A 24557-nucleotide genomic window follows, 5' to 3' on the forward strand; every position below is an offset into this window, starting at 1 on the left:
CAGGCTATAATTTTAAGGTTGTGCACTGGCATAAGCCATGTCGTAGGTGTATCTTTAGAATCCCTTAAAAAGCCTTCCGCTATGTCGCCAAATTTTAAGATACTCTCTTCCTCAGCAGGTTCCGGCAAAACCTATACCCTGACCAAAGAATACCTGAAGCTGGCGCTGCATACCTCTGACCCGGATTATTACCGGTCTATCCTGGCAATCACTTTTACAAACGATGCGGCCGCTGAAATGAAGGAGCGCATCCTGGGGGCCTTGCGTAATTTCAACAACCCGAATCTGAGTGAAGGCGAACTGCAGAAGAGCGAGGACCTGCTCGATAAGATCACAGAGGAATTGCAGAAGCGCTTCCCGGATGAACACTTTGACAAAGAGCAACTACGCCAGCGTGCCGGGCTCTTGTTTACACAGATTCTCTACAATTACAGCGATTTCTCTGTCAGCACAATCGACAGCTTCGTCAACAAGATCGTGCAGGCTTTTACGAAGGAGCTTAACATACCTTATAATTTTGAAGTCGACCTGGACTCGCAGACGCTGGTGAGTACCGCCGTGCAGCTGCTCCTGGATAAAGTTAGCAACCGAAAAGACGACCTGCTCTCGGAAACGCTCGAGCAGTACGCCCTGGAGAAAGCCCGTGAAGGTCGCAGCTGGAACACCCTGGCCGACGACCTGGCTGATTTTGCCAAAAACCTGCTGAACGAACAGGTATACGAAGCGGTGACAGACCTGCAGGGACTTACTTTGGAGGACTTCAGAGAGATCAGAAATCAGCTCAAAACCTTGCAGGAAGGTATACTGGACGCTTTGCAGGAAGACGCCGGCAAGGCACTACTTGCCATTGAGCAGGCGGGCCTCTCCCCTGCTGACTTTTACCAGGGCAATCGCGGTCTGTATGGTTATTTCAGTAAATTTAACCGCGAAGCTGATCTGACATACGGCAACAACTACGCCCGCCAGACGGTGGAGGAAGACAAGTGGTATGCTGGCAAGGCTTCAACGGCCACAAAGAATCAAATTGACGGGATACGCCAGCTGCTCACGGACCTCTACTATAATATTGAGTCCATCAAAGAACAGTATGCGGGCACCTTCACCCTGATCTCGGCAGTGGTACCGCACTTATATAAGGTGTCGGTGCTGAACGAGCTGGAAAAATGCCTGCAGGAGATCAAGCTTGACCGTAACACGGTGCATATTTCAGAGTTCAACAAGCGTATTATCGACATTGTGCTACAGGAGCCGGTGCCTTTTATCTACGAGCGTCTCGGTGAGAAGTATAATCACATCCTGATTGACGAGTTTCAGGATACTTCGGTGCTGCAGTGGAACAACCTGCTGCCGCTTGTCGACAATGCGCTTGCTTCTGGTCATTTTAGCATGGTGGTGGGTGATGCCAAGCAGGCGATCTACCGCTGGCGTGGCGGTGAAATGGAACAGATCCTGCACCTTTACAAAAACAACACGCACCTGCTATACGAAAACCGGCGCCATGGCCACATGATCCGGGAGCGCTACGAATCGGTACGCGAGAACCTCGCCCCTGATGTCCTGCAGCAGAACTTCCGGAGCCGACGCGAGATCATCGAGTTCAATAACAAGCTCTTTACCTTCTTCAGCGAGCAACATAAGGTATATGGCACCTTCACTTCGATCTATGACGATAAGTTTGTGCAGGAGGCGCCTGCATCAGGTAAGACTGGTGGCAAGGTACAGATCATGTTCACCTACCCCGACGACCTGAACTACAAATACGATCTGAGCAACTGTGGCCGCACTGAAGAGCTCTACGAAGACTATACCCACGAGCAGGAACTGAGTTACGATGCCAGTACCCTGAACATGGTGCTCGAGCTCGTGCGACAGGGCCTGGCGGATGGCTATACCCTGAAGGATATGGCGATACTCTGCCGTACCAATGCCAAGAGTAAACTGATTGCGAATTTTCTGAAGGAGAAGCAATACGATATCATTTCGCAGGATTCGCTTTCGCTCCAGTTTGCCGAAGTGATCAACGTGATCATCGCCATGTTCCGGGTATTTAACCGACCGAACGACACGCTGGCAAAATCCGAAGCGCTATACCTGATCCATACTGTAACCAGTGGCAAAGTGCCCACTACGGGACTAGCTCAAAAGATAGCACATATCGCTAACCAACAGGATCCGCAGCTTTTCTTCGATTACCTGCGTGAACTCGATTTTGATGTAAAGGAGCGCGAAACAGGCAACCTGTCGATCTACGAACTCACCGAACAGCTGATACGCATTTTCAAACTGCTGGGTCACAACAACGAGTGTGAGTACTTGTTCCGCTTCCTGGACCTGGTGCTGGAGTATAGCCTCAAGAACAGCAATAACCTGAACAATTTCCTGGCTTACTGGGATGTGCAGAAAGAGAAGCTGAGCATTAACACGCCGAAGGACCGCAACGCCATCACGATCACCAGTATCCACAAAGCCAAAGGCCTCGCCTACCCGATCGTGATCATCCCGTTCGCAGATTGGAGCACGGAACCACAGACAAGAGCTTTGATGTGGAGCCGATTGTCAGATGAGAACAAGGTGATGGGCAAACTGCGCAGTGTGGCTGTGAACATCAGTTCACGCCTGGAGCATACCGAGCTGGCCGAGCAATACAATACTGAGATAGAGAAGACTTTTATCGAAAACCTGAACATGCTGTATGTGGCCCTTACCCGCCCCAAAGACAGGCTATACCTGATCGGCAACGGAAAAGACCTGCTCGAAGAGCGAAAGGCACAGAAGGCACTGGAAGGAACAGCTAAAAATGTGAGTCACCTGCTTTACCGCTACCTGGTGGCGGAGGGTCTATGGGAGCCAGGAAAACTGTGTTACCAGGTATACGCTGGCCAGGATCGAAAACAGGATAGCGGCAGCCGTGAGATCGGTCCGGCCTATACCCTGGATTACCTGCAAACAAACGACTGGGCTCAGCGACTTCAGCTCAAGCAACACGCCAACAACGTGTTCGACTTCGAGACGCAAACCGAGCAGCGCATCCAGAACAAGAAGCTGCATTATGCCCTCTCCCGTATTCTGACCGCTGCGCAGCTCGACGATGTGCTGCGGCAGATGGTATACCAGGGCATCATCAGCGACCGGGAAAAGAACACCCTGAAAGAGCGCCTGCTCGAAGTGGTGAATCACCCAAAGATCAGCCATTACTTTTCGGAAAAGGTGATCGTGGAGCACGAGAAAGAACTGCTCGATGCCCGCGCCTACCTTTACAAACCTGACAGGGTGGTATTTGATGGTGACCAGGTAGTGCTGCTGGAGTTCAAACTGCCACCTCCACAGGAAGAGCACCGCAACAAGCTGGACCACTATGCTGTGCGCTTCAAGCAACTGGGTTACGAAAAAGTAAAATGCCTGCTCTACTACTTCGATACGGAAGAGTTGTACGAATGGTCCTACGGCGGCAAGAGTCTGCAGATGGGCCTGGCGCTTTGAGAATGTATAATGAGCAATGTTTAATGAATAAGTACGCATCATAAATCTTCAGCCAATAATCATTAACTATTCAAATGGACAAAGCAGCACAAACCATGATCGTCAACCTGGAGAAGAACACAGGTAAGAAACTAGAAGAATGGATACAGATCGTACAAAGCACCGGTTTGCAGAAGCACGGAGAGATTGTGAAGTATCTGAAAAACGATCATGGATTTACCCATGGGTTTGCCAACATGGTAGCACTCAAAGCAAGAGGTGCAGATGCCGGTTCAGCTGAGAACCCGGAAGACCTGGTTGAGCAGCAGTACAAAGGGAAAGAGCAGCTCCTGCCCATGTACGAAACGCTTGTTAGCCAGCTGAAGCAGTTCGGTGATGACGTAGAACTGGCTCCTAAAAACGCCTATGTAAGCGTGCGCAGCAAAAAACAGTTTGCACTGATCCAGCCTTCCACCAAAACCAGGCTGGACGTCGGCATCAACCTGAAAGACCGGGAGCCGGAAGGTAGGCTGGAAAAGTCAGGAAGCTTCAATGCCATGTGCTCGCATCGTGTGCGACTTCAGAATGCAGAAGAAGTCGACGCAGAACTGATCGGCTGGTTAAAAGCCGCCTATGAAGATGCCAGGTAAGGTATAGCTTTAGCTTTGAAAGAGATATTAAAAGATAAGAGGGAATTTATGGAACAGAGAATTACACTCATTACGCTAGGCGTCAGGAACCTGCAGCGCTCAAGGGAGTTTTACCAGAACATCTTTGGCTGGCAGCCGCTGGGGAGCAGCACAGAAAGCATCATTTTCTTTCAGCTGAATGGCCTGCAGCTAGCCCTGTTCCCGCAAGAGTCGCTAGCAGATGATGCCGGTCTGGAGGCTGATGGCAAGGGATTTAAAAGTTTTTCGCTGGCTTACAATGTGCGCTCCGAAAAAGAGGTGGACGACCTGGTAGCTGAACTGGCAGGCAAAGGTGTTCGCGTACTTAAGCAACCGGAAAAAGTATTCTGGGGAGGCTACAGCAGCTACGTTGCTGACCCGGACGACAACCTCTGGGAGATCGCCTATAACCCCTTCCTGCCTATGGATGAAAAGGGAAACGTTTTAAGTTAGAAAGTTTAGAAAGTAGAAAGTTGTATATCATGTAGGGACTGGTCGTGACCTGTCCGAGTCGTGCACGATAAACAACTTAACCTTTTAACAATCAACTATTATCAATCAGAACTCACTCAACCTGTGCAGACCTTTCTTGAGCTAGCGGCTAAATACGTTTACGAGAAGTACAAAGAGAACATCAGCGAACTGTGCATCGTGCTGCCGTCACGCCGTGCAAGTTTCTTTTTCAAGAACGCACTGGCGCAGGCTGCCCCTGAGCCGATCTGGTCACCTGAGGTGTCGGGTATGGAGGATTTCATCACCAAACTGTCTGGAGTGGATGTGCTGGAGCCGATCAACCTGCAGCTCGAGCTTTATGATCTGATGCGCGAACAGGATCCCAACCTTGACTTTGACCAGTTCATCACCTGGGGTGGCACCTTGCTCGACGACTTTAGCCGCATCGACCAGAACCTGGTCGACACTGGGAAGCTTTTCGACTACGTAAGCGAAGCCAAAGCACTGGAGCGCTGGGATCCGGCACACCTGGGCAAAGAGCTCACGCCAGCTGTCAGGAAATACTTCAGCCTCTGGGACAACATTGAGAAGACCTACCACAACCTGAAAGACCACCTGGAGGAGCGTAAGCAGGCTTATTCAGGTATGGCTTTCAAGAAAGTATCTGATAACATTGAGCAGTTGGCCAAGTCACCTGACTGCGCACAGTACCTTTTTATCGGTCTCAATGCCCTTACGAATTCCGAGGAGAAGATCATCCGCACGCTGCTCAAGCACAATAAGGCTGAGGTGCTGTTCGACTCCGACGACTTTTATATGGAGGAGGGCACGCCAAACCGGGCGGGCAGCTTCCTGCGCAGGTATAAGAGCACCTGGAACCTGCCGGAATGGCGCTGGCAACAAAACCTGCTGCTTACCGACGAGAAAGAGATTAATGTGATCGGGGTAGCTAACGCCAGCATGCAGGGCAAACTGGCAGGGCAGCTGATACAAGAGATTCGCACACGCGACAAACATGCGCAGGTGGCGGTGGTCATGCCCGACGAGACGCTCCTGCTCCCTGTGCTGCACTCTATACCCAACGAGGTGCCGAACTATAATGTGACCATGGGTCTCAGTTTCAAAGGCACGCCGCTCTACAACCTGATAGACCTGCTCTTTGATGTGCACCTGACTGGTGTAACGCAGCTGCAGGAGTCGGGCTACAAGGTATACCAGTACCACCACCTCACGGTGACCAAACTGCTCTCCCACCCTTTCATTCGCAGGTATGAGCTATACCTGAACGAGCAACCCGACAAGCAGGAACTACACGGTTTTGTGCAGCGTGTGCTGGACCAGATCGTGCAGGATAACCGCGTGCTAATCACAGCAAACGACCTGCTGAAGATGGGCAAGCACGAGCCGTTGTTTGAAGTGCTGTTCACATCCTGGCGTGACTGCGATGACATCATTGCCTCGCTTTACAAGCTGATCGATCTGCTGCACAAAATGTACAGTCACCAACCCAGCACCATCGAGACCGAATACCTCTATATTTTCTATACCATCGTCAAGCGCCTTGACACCATTTTCGACTGTCGGGAACAGAAGATATCGGTGCGCAGTTTCCGTAAGTTCCTCAATGAGTTGATCGCCCGCCAACGCCTGCCTTTCAGTGGTGAGCCCATTTCGGATCTGCAGATCATGGGTATGCTCGAAACCCGTGCGCTCGACTTTGAGAACCTGATCATTCTGTCGGTGAACGAGAACACCCTGCCCGCTCCGAAACGGCACGAGTCACTGATGCCTTTTGATGTGCTCAAGCAGTTCGGTCTGCCTACCTACGCCGAAACCGAAGGCGCCATGGCCTATAACTTTTACCGTCTGTTGCAGCGTGCCAAAAACGTGAACCTGCTTTACGTACTGCCGTCCGACACCTATGGTTCCGGTGAAAAAAGCCGCTTCATACTACAGCTGCAAAACGACCTGGCACTGCGCAATCCCAAGATAAAATTCCGCGACCTGACCGCCACGGTGGAGCTGCGCGACCAGAAAAAGTACGACGAGGACATTGTTATTCATAAGGACGCCCAGACACTGGAGCAGCTGCGGCAGGAGCTGAAGCGTGGCCTCTACCCATCGCACCTGAACATGTACATCAACTGTTCGCTGCAGTACTATTTCAGCCGCATCGCCAGGATCAGGGAAATTGACGAAGTGGAAGAACAGCTGGGCGCTGACCAGTTTGGTACCATTGTGCACCAGGTGCTCGAAGACTTTTTCCGGCCTTTTGAGCAGAATGGCAAGCCAATTGAGAAGCCGCATGTAGAACAGATGCTCCAAGATCTGCCAGCTAAGGTGGAAGCCGAATTCAAGAAAGTGACACGCGGAGCCACACCAGAGCGCGGCATGAACTTCCTGCTTTTTAAAGTGGCCGTGCAGGTGCTCGAAAAGTATCTGGAGAGTCTGCTGAAATCTGACGACGAACTGCCGCTCTACGTACTGCGCCTGGAAGAGCAATTGGAAACAACGCTGCAGGTGCAGGTGGGTGACGAGCTTATACCTGTGAAAGTGGCCGGCAAAGCCGACCGCATCGACCTGAAAGGCGCAGAACTCCGCGTGATCGACTATAAGACAGGCAAAGTAGAACGCAACCAGGTGAGCGTGAAGGCGGATGACGTGGAACTGCATTTTATCACGTCGCCTAAGTATGACAAGGCCCGGCAGTTGTGGCTTTACGAGTACATCCTGCAACGTAACCTGGAACAAAAACCTGAGCTACTGCTCCGCAATGCCAGCCACATAGACCCGGCCCGCATTGTGCCGAAGTCAGGTATACTCTCGTTCCGCAACCTCGACGCCGGCGTACTGACTGCCGACTTCCCATTTGAGCAGGCGACCGGAGAGGACTTCATCACTTCTTCCGAAAAGCTGATCACCCGCTTCGTGCAGGAACTGCTCGACCCGAATGAGTTGATCCGTAAAACGAAGGAGCTGGAGATCTGCCAGTATTGTCCGTACCGGGGAATTTGTGCGCGGTAACCCCTACTGACTCAAAGAATACTTAATATCATTCTCACACCCTAAATTCTCACGTTCAATTGAAAAGCGCGGTCCCGCTTATCTGTCTTGTCTTTCTATTGACAGGCTATCAGACGCTGGCACAACAAAGTGGCAGCCTTGCAAATCTGCCCACGGCGCTCCATGAGGTGGAGATAATTTACAATCAGGAAAGTCTGCCAGCCACTGGAGAGAAATTGGGTGAAATAAATTTCACAAAAGGCCGTAATACCCCTTGCGATATACATGATTTACTGGCACTGGCAAAAGAACAGGCGGTCGAAAAAGGTGCCAATGCCATTTATATCACGTCCATCAAGCCCCCAACCAATGGTAGGGGTTGCTTCAGTATAGAGGCAGACTTGTACAGCCTACACGAACCGTATGTGTCAACGCCCAGCCCTGATTTTCCTGCAAGAGTCTCTGTTACCAACTTCAACGATGCCTATACTTATACTGAAAGCGTTCCCGTATTCCCCGGAGGTGATAGACAGATGCTTGCATTTATCATCCGAAACTTCAGCTATCCGGTCACAGCACTGCGTGACAAAGTGGAGGGAAAAATAATTATAACTTTTGTAGTGGATAATGGCGGTAAGGTAGGAAACATTCAAGTGAAACAAGGTGTAAGATGGGACCTGGACCAGGAGATAGTTCGCATCATCTCGCGCATGCCCGAATGGGTGCCGGGCTACCAAAATGGAAGAGCTGTGGATGTTGCTTACGACGTTCCCATCAATCTGAGCCTCCCGCAACGGAAAAAGCAAGCAGCAAAATAATAGGATGATGGCTTCTTCTTGCACATCAGTAGCTGTCACGTGCAGATTAATAACTAGTTTAGCTTAATTCTAGTGGTGCATATATAGACTGGAATGGTCAGAGTCATTAATATACTGGAGAAGTTGGGGTTGACCCTGCAGATTGTGAAGACCGCCTTTGCCGCTTCGCTTTCCTGGTTCATCGCCTCTACCCTGCTGCAATCGGAGTATCCCTATTTTGCGCCCATTGCCGCTATCATCACGGTGCAGGTGACGGTGCTCGACTCGGTGAATAAAGCGACGCAGCGTATAGTGGGTATTATTGGCGGCGTTTTACTGAGCATGTTACTTGGGCATTGGCTGAGCATTAATGCCATCTCCATTTTTCTGGTTATTCTGTTGGGTATGGGCATTTCCAAGGCCCTGCGCATGAACCCGCAGATCATTTCGCAGGTAGCCATCAGCTCGCTGTTGGTGCTGGCTTTCGGACATACAGAAGAAGGCTACGCTTTCGAACGGATAGTGGAGACGGTGCTGGGCTCAGGTATAGCTGTTATCATCAATGCCCTGATCGTGCCGCAGAACGCTATTCCCGATGTGGAGCGAAGTGTGATCAGGTATAGCAACCTGTCAGCCGATACTTTGGTAAGCCTAAGCAGACTGATCGATACATCCAGCAAGCGCAAACAGTTTGGGCGAAACGAGGTTGATGCGCTTATCAAGGAAGCAGCTGAAAGCCGGAAAACACTTGACCTGGCTGAGCAAAGCCTGAAGTACAACCTCTTGCTCACACACAAACGTATGGCCCTCAATCGCCTGGCTGTTCACATAAATAACCTCGAAAGCATTACCATCCAGATCAGAGGTATCCGCAGAAGTCTGGCCGATCTGCAGAGAGTTAAGCCCTTCCGATCGGCATTTGCAGGCAAGGAGCAGTTGCAACTCGCCATGGAGGCAACCGCCAAATGCATCCCCGCATTTGGAAAAAGTGTGATTGATTCTTCGGAAGAAAACATCGTCCAGCTAAAAAAACTGATGCGACAGGCTCGCCTGGAGCAGGACCGTTGCCTTGATTACCTTAAGGACATTAAATCGCCTGAGATGCAACGGGATGTAGGCAGTATTCTCACGGACCTAAGGCGAATTCTGACAGAGGTAGAAAGATAATCTCAGTGTCTGTTCTGCTCTCTGAAGTTTCCCCTTGGCTTGCGCTACCATCCAGAATAAAAATTCTGTCAGCAGGAAAGCGAAGGAGCTGTAGATAGGCCAGCGAAGCCCTCGCAGGGGCATTAAGTCGTGGTAGAGAAATTACATATGATTTTAATAATATTATTTTTAGCAAAGCTTGCAACGGTTCACTGATTATTAGCATCTTACAATTATAAGAAAGCCCATAATTCTATGAAACAGCAGCCCTTATTCAAAGTCATCACTCTTTTGTGCCTATCCCTATGCTTCTTTTCCTGTGAGAAAGAAGAAGATATAGAGCCCATTGAAGCCATTATGCCATTGCAGGTAGGCAATGAATGGGTATACGACCTGATAGATTACAATACAGATGGCGATGTGCTGTCAACAAGTTCGTTCAGACGCCAAGTGGTCAAAGACACCCTGATCAATAAAACCACCTGGTATATTTTAAGTAATGGCTCGATTGTCCGGAATGACAAGGATGGCTATGTATATTATAGAAAGGACGCCAGGGAACAGTACATCACTTACCCTAGCCCTGCTATGTCTGGCATCGCTTATGGGTACGAGTACCCGAACTATACCTTGTGGATCTTCCACAGAAGAACATCAGGCCTTGTACCTGTACCGGATTCACCGCATGCGAACCAGGCAATTGAGTTCAGTTTCGAAAGGCAGACCTCCCAGAAAGCCTCTTCTTCTTTAAGCACGACCTGGGTTAAAGAATACGTAACTCCTGAAATTGGCATGATCCGAACAGACTGGTACTATGCCGATTCGGACAAGTTGATGCGGCGCTATGAACTTAAGAGTTACCGTGTGAAATAAAGATTTGCGGGTGCGCGTTTTGCAATCACTCAAAAATAGTGAATTAAAAAATACAAAGTCCCGTATATAGAGCCTCCGATATTATGCGTTGAACTTGTAACGGGTCTTTTATACTTCATACATTTTTAGTAATATCGGATTCTTAACACATGCCGATAAATTTGATTGCATTGCGTACTTCTATTATCACCCTTCTATTATTGTTATCATCATTAGCCGTTTTCGGTCAGAGCTCTAACCTGCAGGTAGTAGCGATGCCCGGTGACGGAATCTATACCTTATTGCGCCGCCACGGTCTAAACCCTTCCGAACATCTCCAAAAATTCGTGGAAATGAATAAGGAGCGATTTGGCAAGGATAACGGCTTGATTGCCGGAAAAGAGTATACCTTGCCTGAGGGCGCAGCCTCAGCCGATAATGCTACTGTTGCTAGCGACAACACACGCGTCGCCGCTGTGGACAGTAAAACACGAAGCGACGTATCTGCCGGCCCTGCCAAGGTAGCCGCACGGGTGCTCGAAATGCCTTTGTTCGGGGAGAAGTATTCGCGAGTGGAAGTAAAGTCAAGTAAACTACAGGGAGCTGTGTATTACCTAAGCTCCGGGCATGGCGGTCCTGACCCGGGTGCGGTGGGCAAGTATGGCAATCACGATCTCGCAGAAGATGAATATGCCTACGACGTTACCATACGCCTGGCTCGTGTGCTGATGGAGCATGGCGCTACCGTGTACATGATCGTACAGGACCCGGTGAACGGAATACGTGACGAGGGAATTCTGAAAATGGACCGGAATGAAGTGGTTTACCCAAACAAACCGATTCCGCTCAACCACAGTGCGCGACTGCGTCAGCGTACCGAGGCGGTAAACAGCTTATACCTGAAACACAAGGGTGCCTACCAGCGCATGCTGGCCATACACGTCGACAGCCGCAGTGAAAGCCAGAACATCGATGTGTTCTTCTACCACCACGAAAACAGCAAGGATGGGGAGCTGCTAGCCAAGAACATCCACCAGACTTTCACGAACAAGTACAGACGTTACCAGCCCAACCGCGACTACTCCGGCAATGTGACGCAGCGGAGCAGCCTGTATGTGATTAAGTACAGCCATCCACCCACCGTATTTATCGAACTCGGAAACATCCGCAATGTGAAAGATCAGCGTCGCTTTGTGATTCCGGATAACCGACAGGCCCTTGCCAACTGGATTTACGAAGGCCTGCTGAGCGACTACACCACCCAATAAAACATACAAGGGGCAGCCGCAAATTACGGCTGCCCCTCTTTTTTTGCTAAACCTATTTATTTGGCTGTGCCTTCGCGTAATCTACTTTCAGCAGGTTCAGGATCGCATTGCGATGCGCATCCGCCGACATGGTTTCAGCGTCTTTGTCTACCATATCCTGCGTTCCGATCAGCAATTGCCGCTTCACTTCATCATCATCCTTGTCCCGGCTAAAGTACAGCGCCACATAGTCGTTCTGGCCAAAAAAGCCATGGTCGCCTATGCCCATTTCGTTGAGGATCCCATTGAGCGTATCAACAACAGCGGGCTCCTCACCTCCTGCCACCCCGATGTATTCGAAACCCGCATCGGTTACATCCTGGTGCCTCGGAAAGGCTGCCAGCACTTTCTCCTTAAAATTCCGGTTCAAGTCTTCTTTCTGGAAACGATATAGAATGACGTAGCTATGCATATATTTATATAATTTAAACTTAGACGAATGTTATATTATTTAGCTACGACGTGCTGATGCTTTAGTTTTGTATTCGAACCAATCAGCAAATTAGCTACCGTCATCACGCAAGGTCTGCTGCTGATTAGGTACAGGTATAGCTGGGCTTCATCATAGCCTGCTTGTGAACCAGTGAGCAGTCGCGTCGTATCCCTTAGTACTATTGTATGTTCTGAAATAAATAAAGCTATGACAAACATTCCGGAAGAGAAGACGCTCGACAGTTCCATCAAATTATTGCAGGAAGGCTTTCCTTTTCTGCATAAGCGCATGCAGCAGTTTAACACTGATATCTTTAAGACCAGGCTCCTGGGTGAAGGAGTGATCTGTATACATGGGCCGGAGGCTGCTCAGGTTTTCTATGATACAAGCAAGTTTCAGCGGAAGGGCGCTATACCCAAACCAGTACAGAAAACCTTGCTAGGCGAAGACGGCGTGCAGACGATGGACGATGCCGCACATCGTCATCGCAAAGCTATGTTCATGTCCCTGATGTCGAAGGCAAGTATAAACCACCTGCTGGCACAGTGTGACAGGGCCTGGCGAGCCTATATCACCAAGTGGGTGACTATGCCGGAAGTTGTGCTGTTTGAGGACGTGCAGGAGATCATGTGCCTGGGCGCCTGCGCCTGGGCAGGAGTGCCGCTCAAGCCAGTTGAAGTGCGGCAGCGGGCACAGGATTTTACAGCCATGGTGGATGCCTTCGGAGCGGCTGATATGCGGCATTACCGCGGCCGCAAAGCCCGAAGCAGAGCTGAGAAATGGATCGAGAGCATCATAGAGCAGGTACGGAAAGAGAAACTGCACCCCGATGAAAACTCTCCGCTCTTCACAGTAGCCTGGCACCACGACACAGCCGGTAAACTGCTGAGCAAAAAGATGGCAGCCGTTGAACTGATCAATCTGCTGCGCCCGATTGTAGCCATTGCCTATTATGTAGCCTTCTCCGCCCTGGCTTTGCACAAGCACCCGGAGTATTTGGAGCGGCTCCGACAGCCAGACGGCCGGTTCCGGGAAATGTTTGTGCAGGAGGTACGACGATTCTACCCTTTTGCACCATTTCTGGGTGCCCGTGTCCGGAACGAGTTTGATTGGGGAGGCCATCATTTCAAAAAAGGAAAGCTGGTACTGCTCGACGTTTACGGTATGCTCCATGATCCCCGACTTTGGGAAAAGCCTGAGCTTTTTATACCGGAGCGCTTCGCTAACTGGCAAGGCAGTCCTTTTGATTTTATTCCGCAGGGAGGCGGCGAGTTTGAACTCGGGCATCGCTGCGCCGGCGAATGGATCACGATTGGGGTGATGAAACAGGCACTTGGCTTTCTGGTGAATCACATTACTTACGAGGTGCCCCATCAGAACTTACATTACAAGATTGACCGTATGCCGACCTACCCGCAAAGCGGCGTGATCATCAGCAATATCAGGCGAATCTAAACTTGCAATTTTCCTTCTATTAGAAACAGCCATGTCAGCTACCGCTTTGTGCAGTAGCTGACATGGCTGTTTCTACACTGTGCCAAAACACCTTCACTCAAAATATTGCTTCATTCGCTAATGAATAGATGAACTTTAGTACAATTTTATTGTTGGTGTCATCTCGCTTTAAACAGCTGTAAAATGGCTAAAAAGCTGACAAACAAACAAAAGGCCATCTCCTCCGTTTATATTTATAACACACTACTAGTTAATTAAGTACAATTTAACACTATAAACATGACTACTATGAAACGAATTTATTTACTATCAGCTTTAATTATTTTTTTGTCAACTAATGTTTTTGCGCAGGATGTTGAAGACCTTCCCCGGCCTCAAACATCAGCCCCGGTAGCTAGTGATGCTATACAACAGGGAAATTGGATTGTTGGCGCCAGTGTTGCAAATGTTGGTCATAACTTCAAGTCCAAAACCTTCAGCCTGGATTTAACTCCTAGAGCAGGCTATTTTATCAGTGATAATGCAGTGATTGGTGCTCAGGCGCAGCTAGGTTTGTCTATCTACAGTGGTGGCGAATCGTTCCGATACGGTGTGACGCCATTTGTACGCTACTATTTCCCTGAGGGAGCCTCTCCTACCGGCAGATTTTTTGGTGAAGCCATTGTAGGTTTAGCTGGTAGTTCTGAAGAAGATAGTGAAGGCGATTCAGTTTTTTCCCGCGTATATGGTGTTAGCGGTGGCTATGCATACTTTGTAGCAAGAAACGTGGCGCTAGAAGGTATGCTTAACCTGATCCGCAGCAATGCTAACGTAGATTTTGGAGGATCAGCTACTGGTCTTTCCATTAGTCTTGGCCTGCAGATTTATCTGCCTGCAGGTAATTAAGTCGCTATATTTAAAGTAAAGCCTGCCCCAGAGAACTGGAGCAGGCTTTACTTTTTAAGTCTGACATGACTTATATTCATTGCAGTACTTTCTCAACCAAATGTCTGCTGCCATCAATTTTATGCTTGTATGGCAAACCCAGTATTTCAGAAATAAGCGGGTATACATCCACGTTTTCGAAAGTATTTACTTTAACGCCTTGCTTAAAAGCGGGCCCCCAGGCATAAAAGGTAGCGTGCATTTCTTTCACTTGGGTGGCATCATAACCATGCTGGCCAGGTGAAGGCGGTCGTGACGAAAAGTGAAATACCTTTGGTGCATCGGACAGCAGCAGGATATCGCCCACACGGCCATACCTGTCGTCCTTTGCTCCGTAGTGCAGGTGTTTTGGCATGTTTGATTTCTTATATACCAGATACTCCTTTGCCTCTTTCTTCAACTTCCGGTAAGTTGGCTTCACGGCTTTCTTATCCTTGGCATGCAACTCCACGACCATGCCGCCACCTGACACCAAAAACTTAGCCGTATCAATAGCCGCTGGCATAGGCAGCGTATTTTGGGTATCCACTTTGAGCATACCATGGTCTGACACGAATACGTAATTCACCGGCAGCCCTGTTTTGGCCACGGCCTCAGTCAGCATCTGCATGTGTTTGTCCAGTTCCAGAACAGCCTGTTTTGTTTGTGGCGCATCAGGACCATAGCGGTGCCCGGCATGGTCTACCTCCGGCAGGTAAAACGTGATGAGATGCGGACGCTTCTCAGCTGGCAAACTGAGCCAGTCTACCACCGTTTGAATGCGGCGCTCAATGGGCATCACCTCACTGTACTGGTAATGATACGTAGGCAGTATACCTTGTACCGGCGCCTCAGAGCCTACCCAGAAAAAACTGGCCGCTACCATTTGCTGCTGTTCGGCCAGTACCCAAAGTGGGGTACCTCCATACCAGCTGCCATCTTCCACTTTGCTGCGGTCGCGCATGCTGTAATGCTCCTTGCGCTGCGGGTCGTAAAAGTAATTGTTGATCAGTCCGTGGCTGGCCGGGTATAGCCCTGTCACAATAGAATAGTGGTTTGGGAAAGTTTTGGAAGGAAAAGCCGGAAGCATGGAGGCAGCCTCCACTCCTTCTGACCGCTTCGCCTTCAGGAATTTAGCGTCAAACTTATCTGCGTAATCATACCTGAAACCGTCGGCCGAGATCAGAATGACGTAAGGTTTTTCCTGTTGCGCCGGGCTGTTATACCTGTCATGGATGACACGCTGCACCGTGTCTACTTGTGCGAATGCCAGTCCATGCCAGAGCAGGCAAACCAGCAATACGGGAATCTGTTTCATGGGGCGAAGATACGCTAAAACATGCGTAGCAAACAGATGAAGAGCTTTATTTTAATGTTTAGTCGTCTATCTACACCTGTAAAGTTGCTATACATATATTATTAAAAAGAGACATTTGTCATTATTCAGCAGCTAAGGATTGTATACCTTGCCTCATCGCAAAGACAAAACAGATGCTACACGAAACCCCTCCTTTTACACTGACCTTCCTGGGCGGCGCAGGTACGGTTACCGGCTCTAAAATGCTGCTCAAAACAGATAAGCACCAGGTGTTAATTGACTGTGGTCTGTTTCAGGGGCTCAAACAATTGCGCCTGCTCAACTGGCAGGACCTGCAGTTGAATGTAGAAGAGTTGGATGCCATCATTCTGACACACGGTCACCTGGACCATTGCGGCTATCTGCCTGTACTGACAAAGAACGGTTATAATGGCCCTATTTATGCCACTACTCCCACCCGTGACGTAACAGAAATAATACTCCGCGACAGTGCCAGGATACAGGAAGAGGACGCTGCCGAAGCCAACCGCAGAGGCTATTCAAAGCATACCCCAGCCAAGCCGCTGTATACCTCCGCTGATGTAGATATTACAATGCCGCTCTTCGAAACACACGACGACAATGAGTGGGTGATCATCAACGAAGACTTCAAGTTCTGTTTTCGGAAAAGCGGTCACATACTGGGTTCTGCCTTTATAGAACTCAAGTGCAAAGGACGCAAAATCGTTTTTTCGGGTGATATCGGTAGACGTCAGCCGCTTCTGATGGACCCTCCCACTTTTATCCGGGAGACGGATTATCTCGTGCTGGAATCAACCTATGGCGACAGGCTGCACGAACAGGCTTCTGCTTACGATGAGCTGCAGGCATACGTGAACCATACCATTGAAAAAGGTGGTGTGTTGGTAATCCCAAGTTTTGCTGTGGAGCGGGCACAGGAACTGCTGCTTATATTGAACACACTACGGGAAGACCGCAGCATACCGCCTATACCGATCTACCTTGACACGCCGATGGGGATTGATGTGACGGAGCTATACCTGCACCACCGTGATTGGCACAGTCTGAGTGATGCCGAGTGCCGCACCATGATGCACAATGTGCACGTAATCCGTGACTTTGAGCAAACGCTGCGGGTACTCGATAAGCCAGGGCCGAAGATTGTCATTGCCGGCAGTGGTATGGTAACCGGCGGACGGGTGCTTTACTACCTGCAGCGACTGCTGGATGATGCTAAAAACACAGTACTATTAGTAGGTTACCAGGCACCAGGTACCCGTGGCAGCCTGTTACTGAGCGGGGCCACTGAAATCAAAATGCAGGGTAATTACTATCCGGTGCATGCCGAGATCCAGCAGATCTCCTCCCTTTCAGCGCACGGCGACCAGGACGACTTGATTTGGTGGATTGGCCATCTGAAAGACGCTCCCTTACAGGTATACCTCAACCACGGGGAAGCCCAGGCGCTGGAGGCACTTCGGCTAAAAATAACAGACACACTTGGCTGGAGCTGCACGATCGCTGAGATGGGTAAGACCTATGACTTGCACTAAAAGCTGATTATTTGATAAAAAGGCGCTTGTCAAATGCAAAAGGCTCTGTTTTGATGATGCGAACTTTATGGAAATCAGGGTGACGTGGGTTAACAAGGTAATTAAAGGTGCCTTGCACAGTGGCGGAGGGTACCTTTAGAATAAGGTTCGTACCGTCCGCTACGTAACGATCTCCTATCTTCTGGGTGGCATTGCTGTGCGGGAATGATTTCCAGGAAGCGGCAAGATCTTTTTCGTGCACCTCACCTAAAGGCGCATCGTCAGGTAGTTCAATTGTAACGAGGTGGTAGTTTTTGGGTACAATACCCAATGGCATATGCACGGCTATCTCCACCGTACATAGGGCAATGGATTCACTGGTGTAAAGCACAGCCGTACCTTTGCTGTTCCAGCGGCCTCCTGCCAGTTCAGCGCCTTTGCCAGACAAGTCATTGCAATACAGTTTTCTGCTGAGGCGGTATACGATCATGCCAGCACACCATGCTCAATACGGGTCAGTTCATCGCGAAGCAGACCAATGCCAAATGTGCTGTCAAGCAGTTCTTTCGGGCGTATACCTCCCAAAGCTACATTTTTGGCTTCCAGCCAGGCATCAAAGTCTTCTTTCTCTCCGAATACTTCCATCCCTTTGTTATACACTAAGGTGATCTCCAGGATTTTCTCGGAGTGCAGCGGATCGAACTTGCGCTGTTCTTTTTTGTAGCGCTGAAAGGTGCGCTCAGACAAGTGCAGGAACTCAGACCACTCCCCTATGCTAAAGGGAATTTTGTTAGCAATGTTCTGGAAGGTGGCGTACTTTATACCTTCACGCACGGTCGTGATCAGCATGAAAACATCCCGGTCATCGATCAGGCTGTAGTTGATGCCGCTGTTTATTTTAAGTGCTTTGCCCATGGTCGTTTCCTTTTCTCAAATATACGCAATCTGTCGCAAAATATACGACAAGTTGCGTATAATATTTTAAGCTATTCCTGAATAATCACATTCCACAGGCCAGGTGCAGGTATGGAATTGGTCTATACCGCTGTCGAACTGGATAATAAGACCAATATCAGCAGCGATGCCGTTGGAGAGGCACTATTTCGGGGTATGTATCGTTTGAAGCCAGAACCAACCCCTACTACGCATGCGAAGCCACCTGATCGCTTTCGGACTATTTATAACAGGCACAATGGCTGCCTGTACCTCCCAAAATGCCATTACAGAAAACAGGCAATCACCCAAGCCTGCACTCACCCTGACCGATGTCATTCCTGCAAAAAGAACCCTGACACCTGAGGATAAGCAGAAGCAGAAGAAAACTCTGGAAATGGATGCGAAGCGCTTCAAGAACCGCAAAGCAGCATCGGCCTATTATGTGTTTCAGGCTAAGCGCAATTTCAATGAAGAAAAAATAGATTCAGCCAGTCTGCTACTGAATAAAGCCTGGCTGATGGATAGCACTAACAACGAGGTATACTGGGCTTACGGTCTCGTTTACGGACAGCAGAAAGTATATGACAAGGCACTCTTTGTGCTATACCATGCACTGGAGAAAGACCAGCACAATCCACGCTTGCTGACCGACCTGGCCACCAGCCACCTGGGCCGCTTTTATGCAGAAAGCAATCCCGAGGACCTGATGCAGAGCCGGAAGTTGCTGGAAAGTGCCGTACGTTACTCCCCTGACGCGGCAGACGCCTATTATAAACTTGCAATCAGTCACTACTACCTGCAGGAGTACGGCAAGGCATGGGATTATCTGCACAAGAGTATCAGTAAGGACAAAGCCATGGCAGATGCCACTTTCATTGCGGCCCTATTGGAAAAGCAGCAGGATCCTGCCGGCAAATACGAGTAAATGAAAGGGCAGCATTTGTTATTTCAAGACAGGTGGCGTATTTTTAAACCAAGAAGGATTTACCTCACCTAGTTGATACCATCACATGAAAAGAATTTTCCTGGCTGCGGCCACTATTTTATTGAGCGCCTCCATGGCCTTTGCGCAGGAGCAACAACCTGCTTTGCACCCGAAAGTGCTCCCTATGTTTGGTCAGGTAGCCAAGACGGATGCCCAGCAGAAGGCCGATGAAAAATTCCTTACCAGTTGCGATAAGAACTTCGAGAGCCGCACAGAGGCCAGTAATTTCTTTATGGACCGTGGCTGGGAGTTCCTGAATGAAGGGCAGTTAGATACGGCCGTTTATCGCTTTAACCTGGCCTGGCTCCTGAACCCCGATAATTATAATACTTACTGGGCTTTCGGTCTGGTAGAAAACAGCCGGGGAAATACACGCGATGCGATTGGAATGTTTGATCGTGCGCTCAAGTACCAGCCTAACAATTCGCTGTTGCTGTCTGATATGGGATCAGTCTATCTGCAACAGTATATTTCCGACAAAAAGAAGAAAAACCTGAAGCAGGCAGCGGCCTTTCTTGATCGCTCGTTGAAGGCTGACCAGAATAACGCATTTGCCCTGGCAAACCTTTCGCAGGTATATTTCCATAAAAAGAAATATGCCGAAGCCTGGGATTACCTGCACCGCGGCCGTGACCTGAACATGATGTCGCTAGACTATACCTACCTGTCAGAGTTAATGGCACGCATGCCAGACCCGAAGGGCATGTTCCGCATCGAGACCGAAGCTGCTAAATAATCAAGGAACAATACCGAAGCACCATCCAACCTTAATTGATTGACATGAAAAAGAACCTTTACAAAGTCTCCGCCCTCCTTTTGGTCGGAAGTCTTTCGCTTTCATCCTGCGTTGTTTCCAAAAAGAAATACGAGGACCTGATGGCCCGCAAAAATGCCCTGGAGCTGGATAAATCAGATCTGGAGCAGCAAAAAAGTACCCTGGAGCAACAGAAAACTGCACTGGAAACTGAGAAAGCCCAACTGGAGCAGGAACGTGCCGAACTGGAACGCCAAAAGGCAGAGTATCAGCAGAGCCTGCAGCAGGCCCTGAAAGAGGGTAAGGCACTGGGTGAAACGCTGAACATGAACAAGTCACAGATAGACAAACTGAATGCTGACCTGAAAGCCCGTGAGCAGCGACTGGCCGAACTGCAGCGCATCCTGGACGAGAAAGACAAGGCTGTAAATGCCCTGCGCTCTAAAGTAAGCAATGCCCTGCTTGGCTTCAATGACAAAGACCTGACTGTGAACATCCGCAATGGTAAGGTATACGTGTCGCTGGCTGAGCAACTGCTCTTTAACTCCGGGTCTACCAAGGTAGATCCGAAAGGTGTAGAGGCACTGAAAAAACTCGCCGCTGTTTTGAAAGAGCAGCAGGACGTGAACGTGGTGGTGGAAGGACACACCGATGATGTGCCGATCGCTCGTGGTACTGTAGGTATGCAGGACAACTGGGACCTGAGTGTACTTCGTGCCACTGAAATCACCCGCATCCTGACCCAGGCCGGTGTACAGCCTGACCGCGTTACACCTTCTGGCCGCAGCCTGTACGTACCACTCGACAATGCAAAAACAAAAGAGGCCCGTCAGAAAAACCGCCGTACTGAGATCATCCTCACGCCTAAACTAGACGAACTGTTCCAGATACTGGAGTCAGCCTGATCCTAGCTATACCTTAACCACAAAAGCCAGTTTCATTACGGAGCTGGCTTTTGTGCTCATAGTCGATTGAGATTGTTACTTCAGCCGCCTTCCCTACTGCACTACCTGCTCTTTAGTTTGTGGCATATAATACTTTTCAAGGTCTTTGTGTTTCCCCCGTCGACGGGCTTCTTTGGCCAGCAAGGCTGCTAACCATATTTGGAATCCGTGTGGCAAACCTGCCATATAGGATTCACCCATATGAAATAAAAGTGCTGTATGCCAGAAACTCTTCGGAATACCATTTGCCCTTGTGAGTCCATCCTGCACCAAGCCATAGGCTATGCGTAAAGTTGCTTCAAACTGTCGGGCAGGCTTCACTGTGACAAGGAATACACATTTCCGGCAGGTATCTTCATTATAAAAGCGATGCAGGATATGCTTTGGCGCCACCGCTTTGTCACCTGGCTGAAGTTGGAGACGCTGCTTACCCAACTGAATACTTAGCGTTCCCTCCAGTACTTCAAACTCCTCCTCAAAAGTGGTGTGGTAATGCAAATCGTTCCCACCTTTAGGTTGCATCTCCACCTGAACTAACAGATACGCACCATCCGTATCAGCGGCACTCTTTATAATGGTTACATCATAGCCTCCCAATGTACTTTTTAACTCTCTTGATAATTCTTTCATAGTAATACAATAAATATTATGGATATATTCGTATTACAAAAGTATTGTACTCACGCAAACTGCCAGCTACGCAATAGGGAGCAACATCTACGAAAAAAGGAATATAATGCTATGATTGAAGAGTCGTTAGAGTTTTCCGGACTATGCGGATAAAGATTACTGATAGAAATTTAAATGATCTGCTGCTGTACCAAAATCTGCTTGCAGCCAGCCAGCATACACCTGCCGTTGCTGCACCTCAATATGCACATGATCCTCTGCTGGGTAAATTCCTTCAGCGGTTTCTTCAATTTGAACATTTCAATATTGCGCAGCTTTGCTGGAAACTGGACCAGGAACTAGAATTGCAGACAGATCAACTGGAGGCAGGTATTAACATGAACTTCATGCTGAGCGGCGGCATCTACTCAGATTTTGAGACCTTGCCACAGCCTCTCCGCCTGAAGCCGATGGAACATAATTTACTCTATACCTGCGACTCTACCGGCACACACCTTTTCCCGGCAGGCACCTTGCTGCATAACCTACATGTACGCCTGTCAACGGATTATTTTAAAAGCATTTGCACAGAAGGATTCCGGCTTTCTGATCTATTGCTTAACAGCATTGAACGGCAATCTCCTATCCTGGCATCGGCACATCATGGCACCATTAACAGCCACATGTTGCAGACGATCAAAGGCATTTTGGAATGTCCTTTTGAGGGAGCAATGCAAAAACTTTATCTGGAGGGAAAGGTACTGGAGCTATTGGCTTTGCAATTCGAGAACTTGAACAGCACGAAAGAGAAAGAAGCCAGACTATTGTCAAAGGACGCAGTCCTGGCGGAAGAGATTCGCCTGTACCTCGAGCAGCACTATCTGGAGTTAGCCAGTTTGCAGCAGCTGGCCAAAATATTCGGCACAAATGAATACAAGATGAAGAAGGTGTTTCGGGAGCGGTTTGGGAAAGGGGTATTTACTTATGCGCAAGAGCTCAGGCTTGTGCATGGGCTGGAATTACTGGCTTCAGGTGAGAAAAACGTGACAGAAGTGGCTGAACTGCTCGGGTACAGTCATGCGAACCATTTTTCGACTGCATTCCGAAAACACTTTGGCTATCCACCGTCGCTCGTCCGCAAATAACTAGACTTGATGCTCTGCTACAGCTTCTACAACTTCAGGAACCTCAAAAACTGTGGTGGAAGGTTTGGGCATAACCCGCTTAAGTAAGGGAAGCAACATCAGATAGAGCAAAGCCCCCACAGGTATAGCTAGTATAGCCCAGGCCGAAACAGCCGCTAAGTTGGCTATCCAAAGTTTATTCAGCGCAGCCAGCCAGTCCATTTTGAACATCGCTATCATTTCATCCAGCGTAAGCTTGAGGTCGTCAAGCCCAAACATGAAGATACCCATCTTAATAAAAGGGATAATGAGCAAGAGCTGCAGCGGGTGCACGAGATAACTTACAAGCACTGTGGCAGCGATATTTAACCTGAATCGGGCAGCCAGGGCAGTACCCATCACTGTCGTAACGCCCAGGGCCGGAAGAATACCCACCACCGAACCAATCGCAACCGTAACAGCCAGCTTATGCGGCGTCATGCCCTGACGGAGCAGGTTGAGCACAGGCTGTGCAATGCGGCGTTTAAAAAATCCGGTGATGATGGAGGTATACAAACCTTGGCTAAATTAAAACGAAGTTGGATAACAGAACTATAGAGAAGACGCCCTATACCTGAAAAGAGTTGCATGTGCAGTAGCATAAATTATGCCTGAATCTTTTCAAAGATTAATACAGGAGTACTTGCAAAAGTAACCTCCTGAAGCCTTCTTTGTTTTACTTATTTTAAACATAAAAGAAGAGCACTAAAGCAGTCAGTATTTACTTCCTGAGATGCAGGAAACGGAGAATTTTGTCTATCGTAAGCGAATGTTCTTCTGTGCCATCTGTTCCCAGCAAAAACGAAAAGGCTTGCAGCTCGGGGGTGTGATCAAAGTATATTTTGAACATACCTACAATTGGCACCGCCACAAACATACCCGGTAGCCCCCATAGCATCCCTCCGATAATAATACTCAGGATCGTAAACAGCGGATTGATGTTCACACGACTACCCGTGATATTGGGTGTCAGAATATTGTTCTCAGTGAACTGCACAGCCAGAAAGAAGAGAAGTACGGCAAGGGTTTTCTGCGGATCCCCCTGTACGACCAAAGTATAAAGCAGCGGAATGGCGCCACCGATCAGCGTGCCAAAATAAGGAATGAAGTTGATGAAGGCAGACACTATGCCCAGCAAAATGGCATATTCCACGCCGATGATAAGCAGGCCAGTCGAGTTGATAACGCAGAGGATCAGGATAACGATCACCACTCCTCCCATATAATGCTTCGTTACATCTGATATCTCATCGATCATCACTTTGACTTTGCCGTGCCGATGCGAAGGCAGTGCTTTAAACAAAAAGTTCTCGAACTTATTGCGGTAGTAAAGCATCAGGAAAATATACACCGGCATCAAGGCAAATTTGGTAATAGTACTAGTAGTAGCCAGCAATATCTCAGCGATGGCTGAACCGCTCAGATCAAGCGCATTGTTCACCTGCAACCGAAGCCAGCGCTCGTTCGACTGACTGTCGTCGCCAAACTTTCGGTCAATGTGTGCCTGCAACTGATCGATGTTGAGCAGGGCCTTTTCTTTCAATTCAGGAAAATCGGTCAGGAATACCGAAAGCTGCTTGTAGAGTAGCACCATCAGCCCGGCAAAAAGGGCCATGGCTGTAATAATGGTTGCAAAGTTGGCCAACAGTCGGGGAACACCCCATTTTTCCAGTCGCTTTACGACTGGGTATAGCAAGTAAGCAAACAGCAAGGCCATAACCAAAGGGTATAGAAACTCTCGTGCCTCTACCAGAACATAGACCAGTAGCACTAGAAAAAGTAACCAATACGTCAGCTTCCTTATCCGCTTGTAATCGTTTGCCATACTCTTCTTACTGAA

22 protein-coding genes are annotated in these 24557 nt (G+C 49.0%); 15 read left to right on the plus strand and 7 right to left on the minus strand.

The window, feature by feature from the left end; translation table 11 throughout:
- Positions 1–81 precede the first annotated feature (81 nt).
- The 8 genes from AC5FXQ_RS17270 to AC5FXQ_RS17305 all read left to right on the plus strand — a co-directional run bounded on the left by AC5FXQ_RS17270 (position 82) and on the right by AC5FXQ_RS17305 (position 11646).
- Positions 82–3480 (plus strand): UvrD-helicase domain-containing protein, encoded by a 3399-nt coding sequence (locus tag AC5FXQ_RS17270; RefSeq protein ID WP_493603666.1) that lies wholly within the window; start codon positions 82–84, stop codon positions 3478–3480.
- 74 nt (positions 3481–3554) lie between these two features.
- Positions 3555–4109, plus strand: coding sequence for a DUF4287 domain-containing protein (locus tag AC5FXQ_RS17275; RefSeq protein ID WP_493603667.1), 555 nt, complete (start codon positions 3555–3557; stop codon positions 4107–4109).
- A 48-nt stretch (positions 4110–4157) separates the two neighbouring features.
- Positions 4158–4580: a VOC family protein gene (locus AC5FXQ_RS17280; RefSeq protein ID WP_493603668.1), complete on the plus strand. Its 423-nt coding sequence runs from the start codon at positions 4158–4160 to the stop codon at positions 4578–4580.
- Positions 4581–4703: 123 nt separating this feature from the next.
- Positions 4704–7604, plus strand: a complete 2901-nt coding sequence (locus AC5FXQ_RS17285; RefSeq protein ID WP_493603669.1) for a PD-(D/E)XK nuclease family protein — start codon at positions 4704–4706, stop codon at positions 7602–7604.
- A gap of 59 nt (positions 7605–7663) precedes the next feature.
- Positions 7664–8401, plus strand: coding sequence for a TonB family protein (locus AC5FXQ_RS17290; protein WP_493603670.1), 738 nt, complete (start codon positions 7664–7666; stop codon positions 8399–8401).
- A gap of 93 nt (positions 8402–8494) precedes the next feature.
- Complete coding sequence (locus AC5FXQ_RS17295; protein ID WP_493603671.1) at positions 8495–9547, plus strand: FUSC family protein; 1053 nt, start codon at positions 8495–8497, stop codon at positions 9545–9547.
- 336 nt (positions 9548–9883) lie between these two features.
- The gene (locus AC5FXQ_RS17300) at positions 9884–10399 is read left to right on the plus strand and encodes a hypothetical protein (RefSeq protein WP_493603672.1); all 516 of its coding nucleotides are present in this window, start codon (positions 9884–9886) and stop codon (positions 10397–10399) included.
- A gap of 149 nt (positions 10400–10548) precedes the next feature.
- Positions 10549–11646 carry an N-acetylmuramoyl-L-alanine amidase family protein gene (locus AC5FXQ_RS17305; protein ID WP_493603673.1) on the plus strand — a complete coding sequence of 366 codons (1098 nt, stop codon included), beginning with the start codon at positions 10549–10551 and terminating at the stop codon, positions 11644–11646.
- 52 nt (positions 11647–11698) lie between these two features.
- Here the strand turns inward: AC5FXQ_RS17305 and AC5FXQ_RS17310 are convergent, their stop codons facing one another.
- Entirely contained in the window at positions 11699–12097 is a 399-nt protein-coding gene (locus tag AC5FXQ_RS17310; RefSeq protein ID WP_493603674.1) for a hypothetical protein, read from the minus strand.
- Between the two features lie 228 nt (positions 12098–12325).
- Here AC5FXQ_RS17310 and cypC point away from each other — a divergent pair, with 228 nt between their 5' ends.
- On the plus strand, positions 12326–13573 hold the full coding sequence (cypC, locus tag AC5FXQ_RS17315) for a CYP152 family fatty-acid peroxygenase CypC (RefSeq protein ID WP_493603675.1): 1248 nt from the start codon (positions 12326–12328) through the stop codon (positions 13571–13573).
- Between the two features lie 288 nt (positions 13574–13861).
- The gene (locus tag AC5FXQ_RS17320) at positions 13862–14458 is read left to right on the plus strand and encodes a hypothetical protein (protein WP_493603676.1); all 597 of its coding nucleotides are present in this window, start codon (positions 13862–13864) and stop codon (positions 14456–14458) included.
- A gap of 76 nt (positions 14459–14534) precedes the next feature.
- On the opposite strand, the gene AC5FXQ_RS17325 is transcribed toward AC5FXQ_RS17320, so the two are convergent.
- Positions 14535–15794 (minus strand): alkaline phosphatase family protein, encoded by a 1260-nt coding sequence (locus tag AC5FXQ_RS17325; RefSeq protein WP_493603677.1) that lies wholly within the window; start codon positions 15792–15794, stop codon positions 14535–14537.
- 173 nt (positions 15795–15967) lie between these two features.
- Between AC5FXQ_RS17325 and AC5FXQ_RS17330 the strand changes: the two genes are divergently transcribed.
- A complete protein-coding gene (locus tag AC5FXQ_RS17330; protein WP_493603678.1) occupies positions 15968–17347 on the plus strand; it encodes an MBL fold metallo-hydrolase RNA specificity domain-containing protein in 1380 nt (459 codons plus the stop codon).
- A gap of 7 nt (positions 17348–17354) precedes the next feature.
- Here the strand turns inward: AC5FXQ_RS17330 and AC5FXQ_RS17335 are convergent, their stop codons facing one another.
- Both AC5FXQ_RS17335 and AC5FXQ_RS17340 read right to left on the minus strand, forming a co-directional pair.
- On the minus strand, positions 17355–17816 hold the full coding sequence (locus AC5FXQ_RS17335) for an RES family NAD+ phosphorylase (RefSeq protein ID WP_493603679.1): 462 nt from the start codon (positions 17814–17816) through the stop codon (positions 17355–17357).
- Complete coding sequence (locus tag AC5FXQ_RS17340) at positions 17813–18241, minus strand: Xre family toxin-antitoxin system antitoxin (protein WP_007659447.1); 429 nt, start codon at positions 18239–18241, stop codon at positions 17813–17815. Before AC5FXQ_RS17340 ends, AC5FXQ_RS17335 begins: the two co-directional genes overlap by 4 nt.
- A gap of 232 nt (positions 18242–18473) precedes the next feature.
- On the opposite strand from AC5FXQ_RS17340, the gene AC5FXQ_RS17345 reads away from it, so the two are divergent.
- The 3 genes from AC5FXQ_RS17345 (at position 18474) to AC5FXQ_RS17355 (ending at position 20906) form a co-directional block, all read left to right on the plus strand.
- On the plus strand, positions 18474–19187 hold the full coding sequence (locus AC5FXQ_RS17345) for a tetratricopeptide repeat protein (RefSeq protein ID WP_493603680.1): 714 nt from the start codon (positions 18474–18476) through the stop codon (positions 19185–19187).
- Between the two features lie 85 nt (positions 19188–19272).
- Positions 19273–19983: a tetratricopeptide repeat protein gene (locus AC5FXQ_RS17350; protein WP_493603681.1), complete on the plus strand. Its 711-nt coding sequence runs from the start codon at positions 19273–19275 to the stop codon at positions 19981–19983.
- Between the two features lie 44 nt (positions 19984–20027).
- Positions 20028–20906, plus strand: coding sequence for an OmpA/MotB family protein (locus AC5FXQ_RS17355; protein ID WP_493603682.1), 879 nt, complete (start codon positions 20028–20030; stop codon positions 20904–20906).
- Between the two features lie 93 nt (positions 20907–20999).
- Here AC5FXQ_RS17355 and AC5FXQ_RS17360 read toward each other — a convergent pair whose 3' ends face one another.
- A complete protein-coding gene (locus tag AC5FXQ_RS17360; RefSeq protein ID WP_493603683.1) occupies positions 21000–21575 on the minus strand; it encodes a cupin domain-containing protein in 576 nt (191 codons plus the stop codon).
- Positions 21576–21718: 143 nt separating this feature from the next.
- Here AC5FXQ_RS17360 and AC5FXQ_RS17365 point away from each other — a divergent pair, with 143 nt between their 5' ends.
- Positions 21719–22699, plus strand: a complete 981-nt coding sequence (locus AC5FXQ_RS17365; protein WP_493603684.1) for a helix-turn-helix transcriptional regulator — start codon at positions 21719–21721, stop codon at positions 22697–22699.
- On the opposite strand, the gene AC5FXQ_RS17370 is transcribed toward AC5FXQ_RS17365, so the two are convergent.
- Together AC5FXQ_RS17370 and AC5FXQ_RS17375 are read right to left on the minus strand one after the other, a co-directional pair.
- Positions 22700–23233, minus strand: coding sequence for a DUF2062 domain-containing protein (locus tag AC5FXQ_RS17370; RefSeq protein WP_493603685.1), 534 nt, complete (start codon positions 23231–23233; stop codon positions 22700–22702).
- A 205-nt stretch (positions 23234–23438) separates the two neighbouring features.
- A complete protein-coding gene (locus AC5FXQ_RS17375) occupies positions 23439–24542 on the minus strand; it encodes an AI-2E family transporter (protein WP_493603686.1) in 1104 nt (367 codons plus the stop codon).
- Between the last annotated feature and the right edge of the window lie 15 nt (positions 24543–24557).

The organism is Pontibacter sp. LHS1 (genome assembly GCF_058932855.1).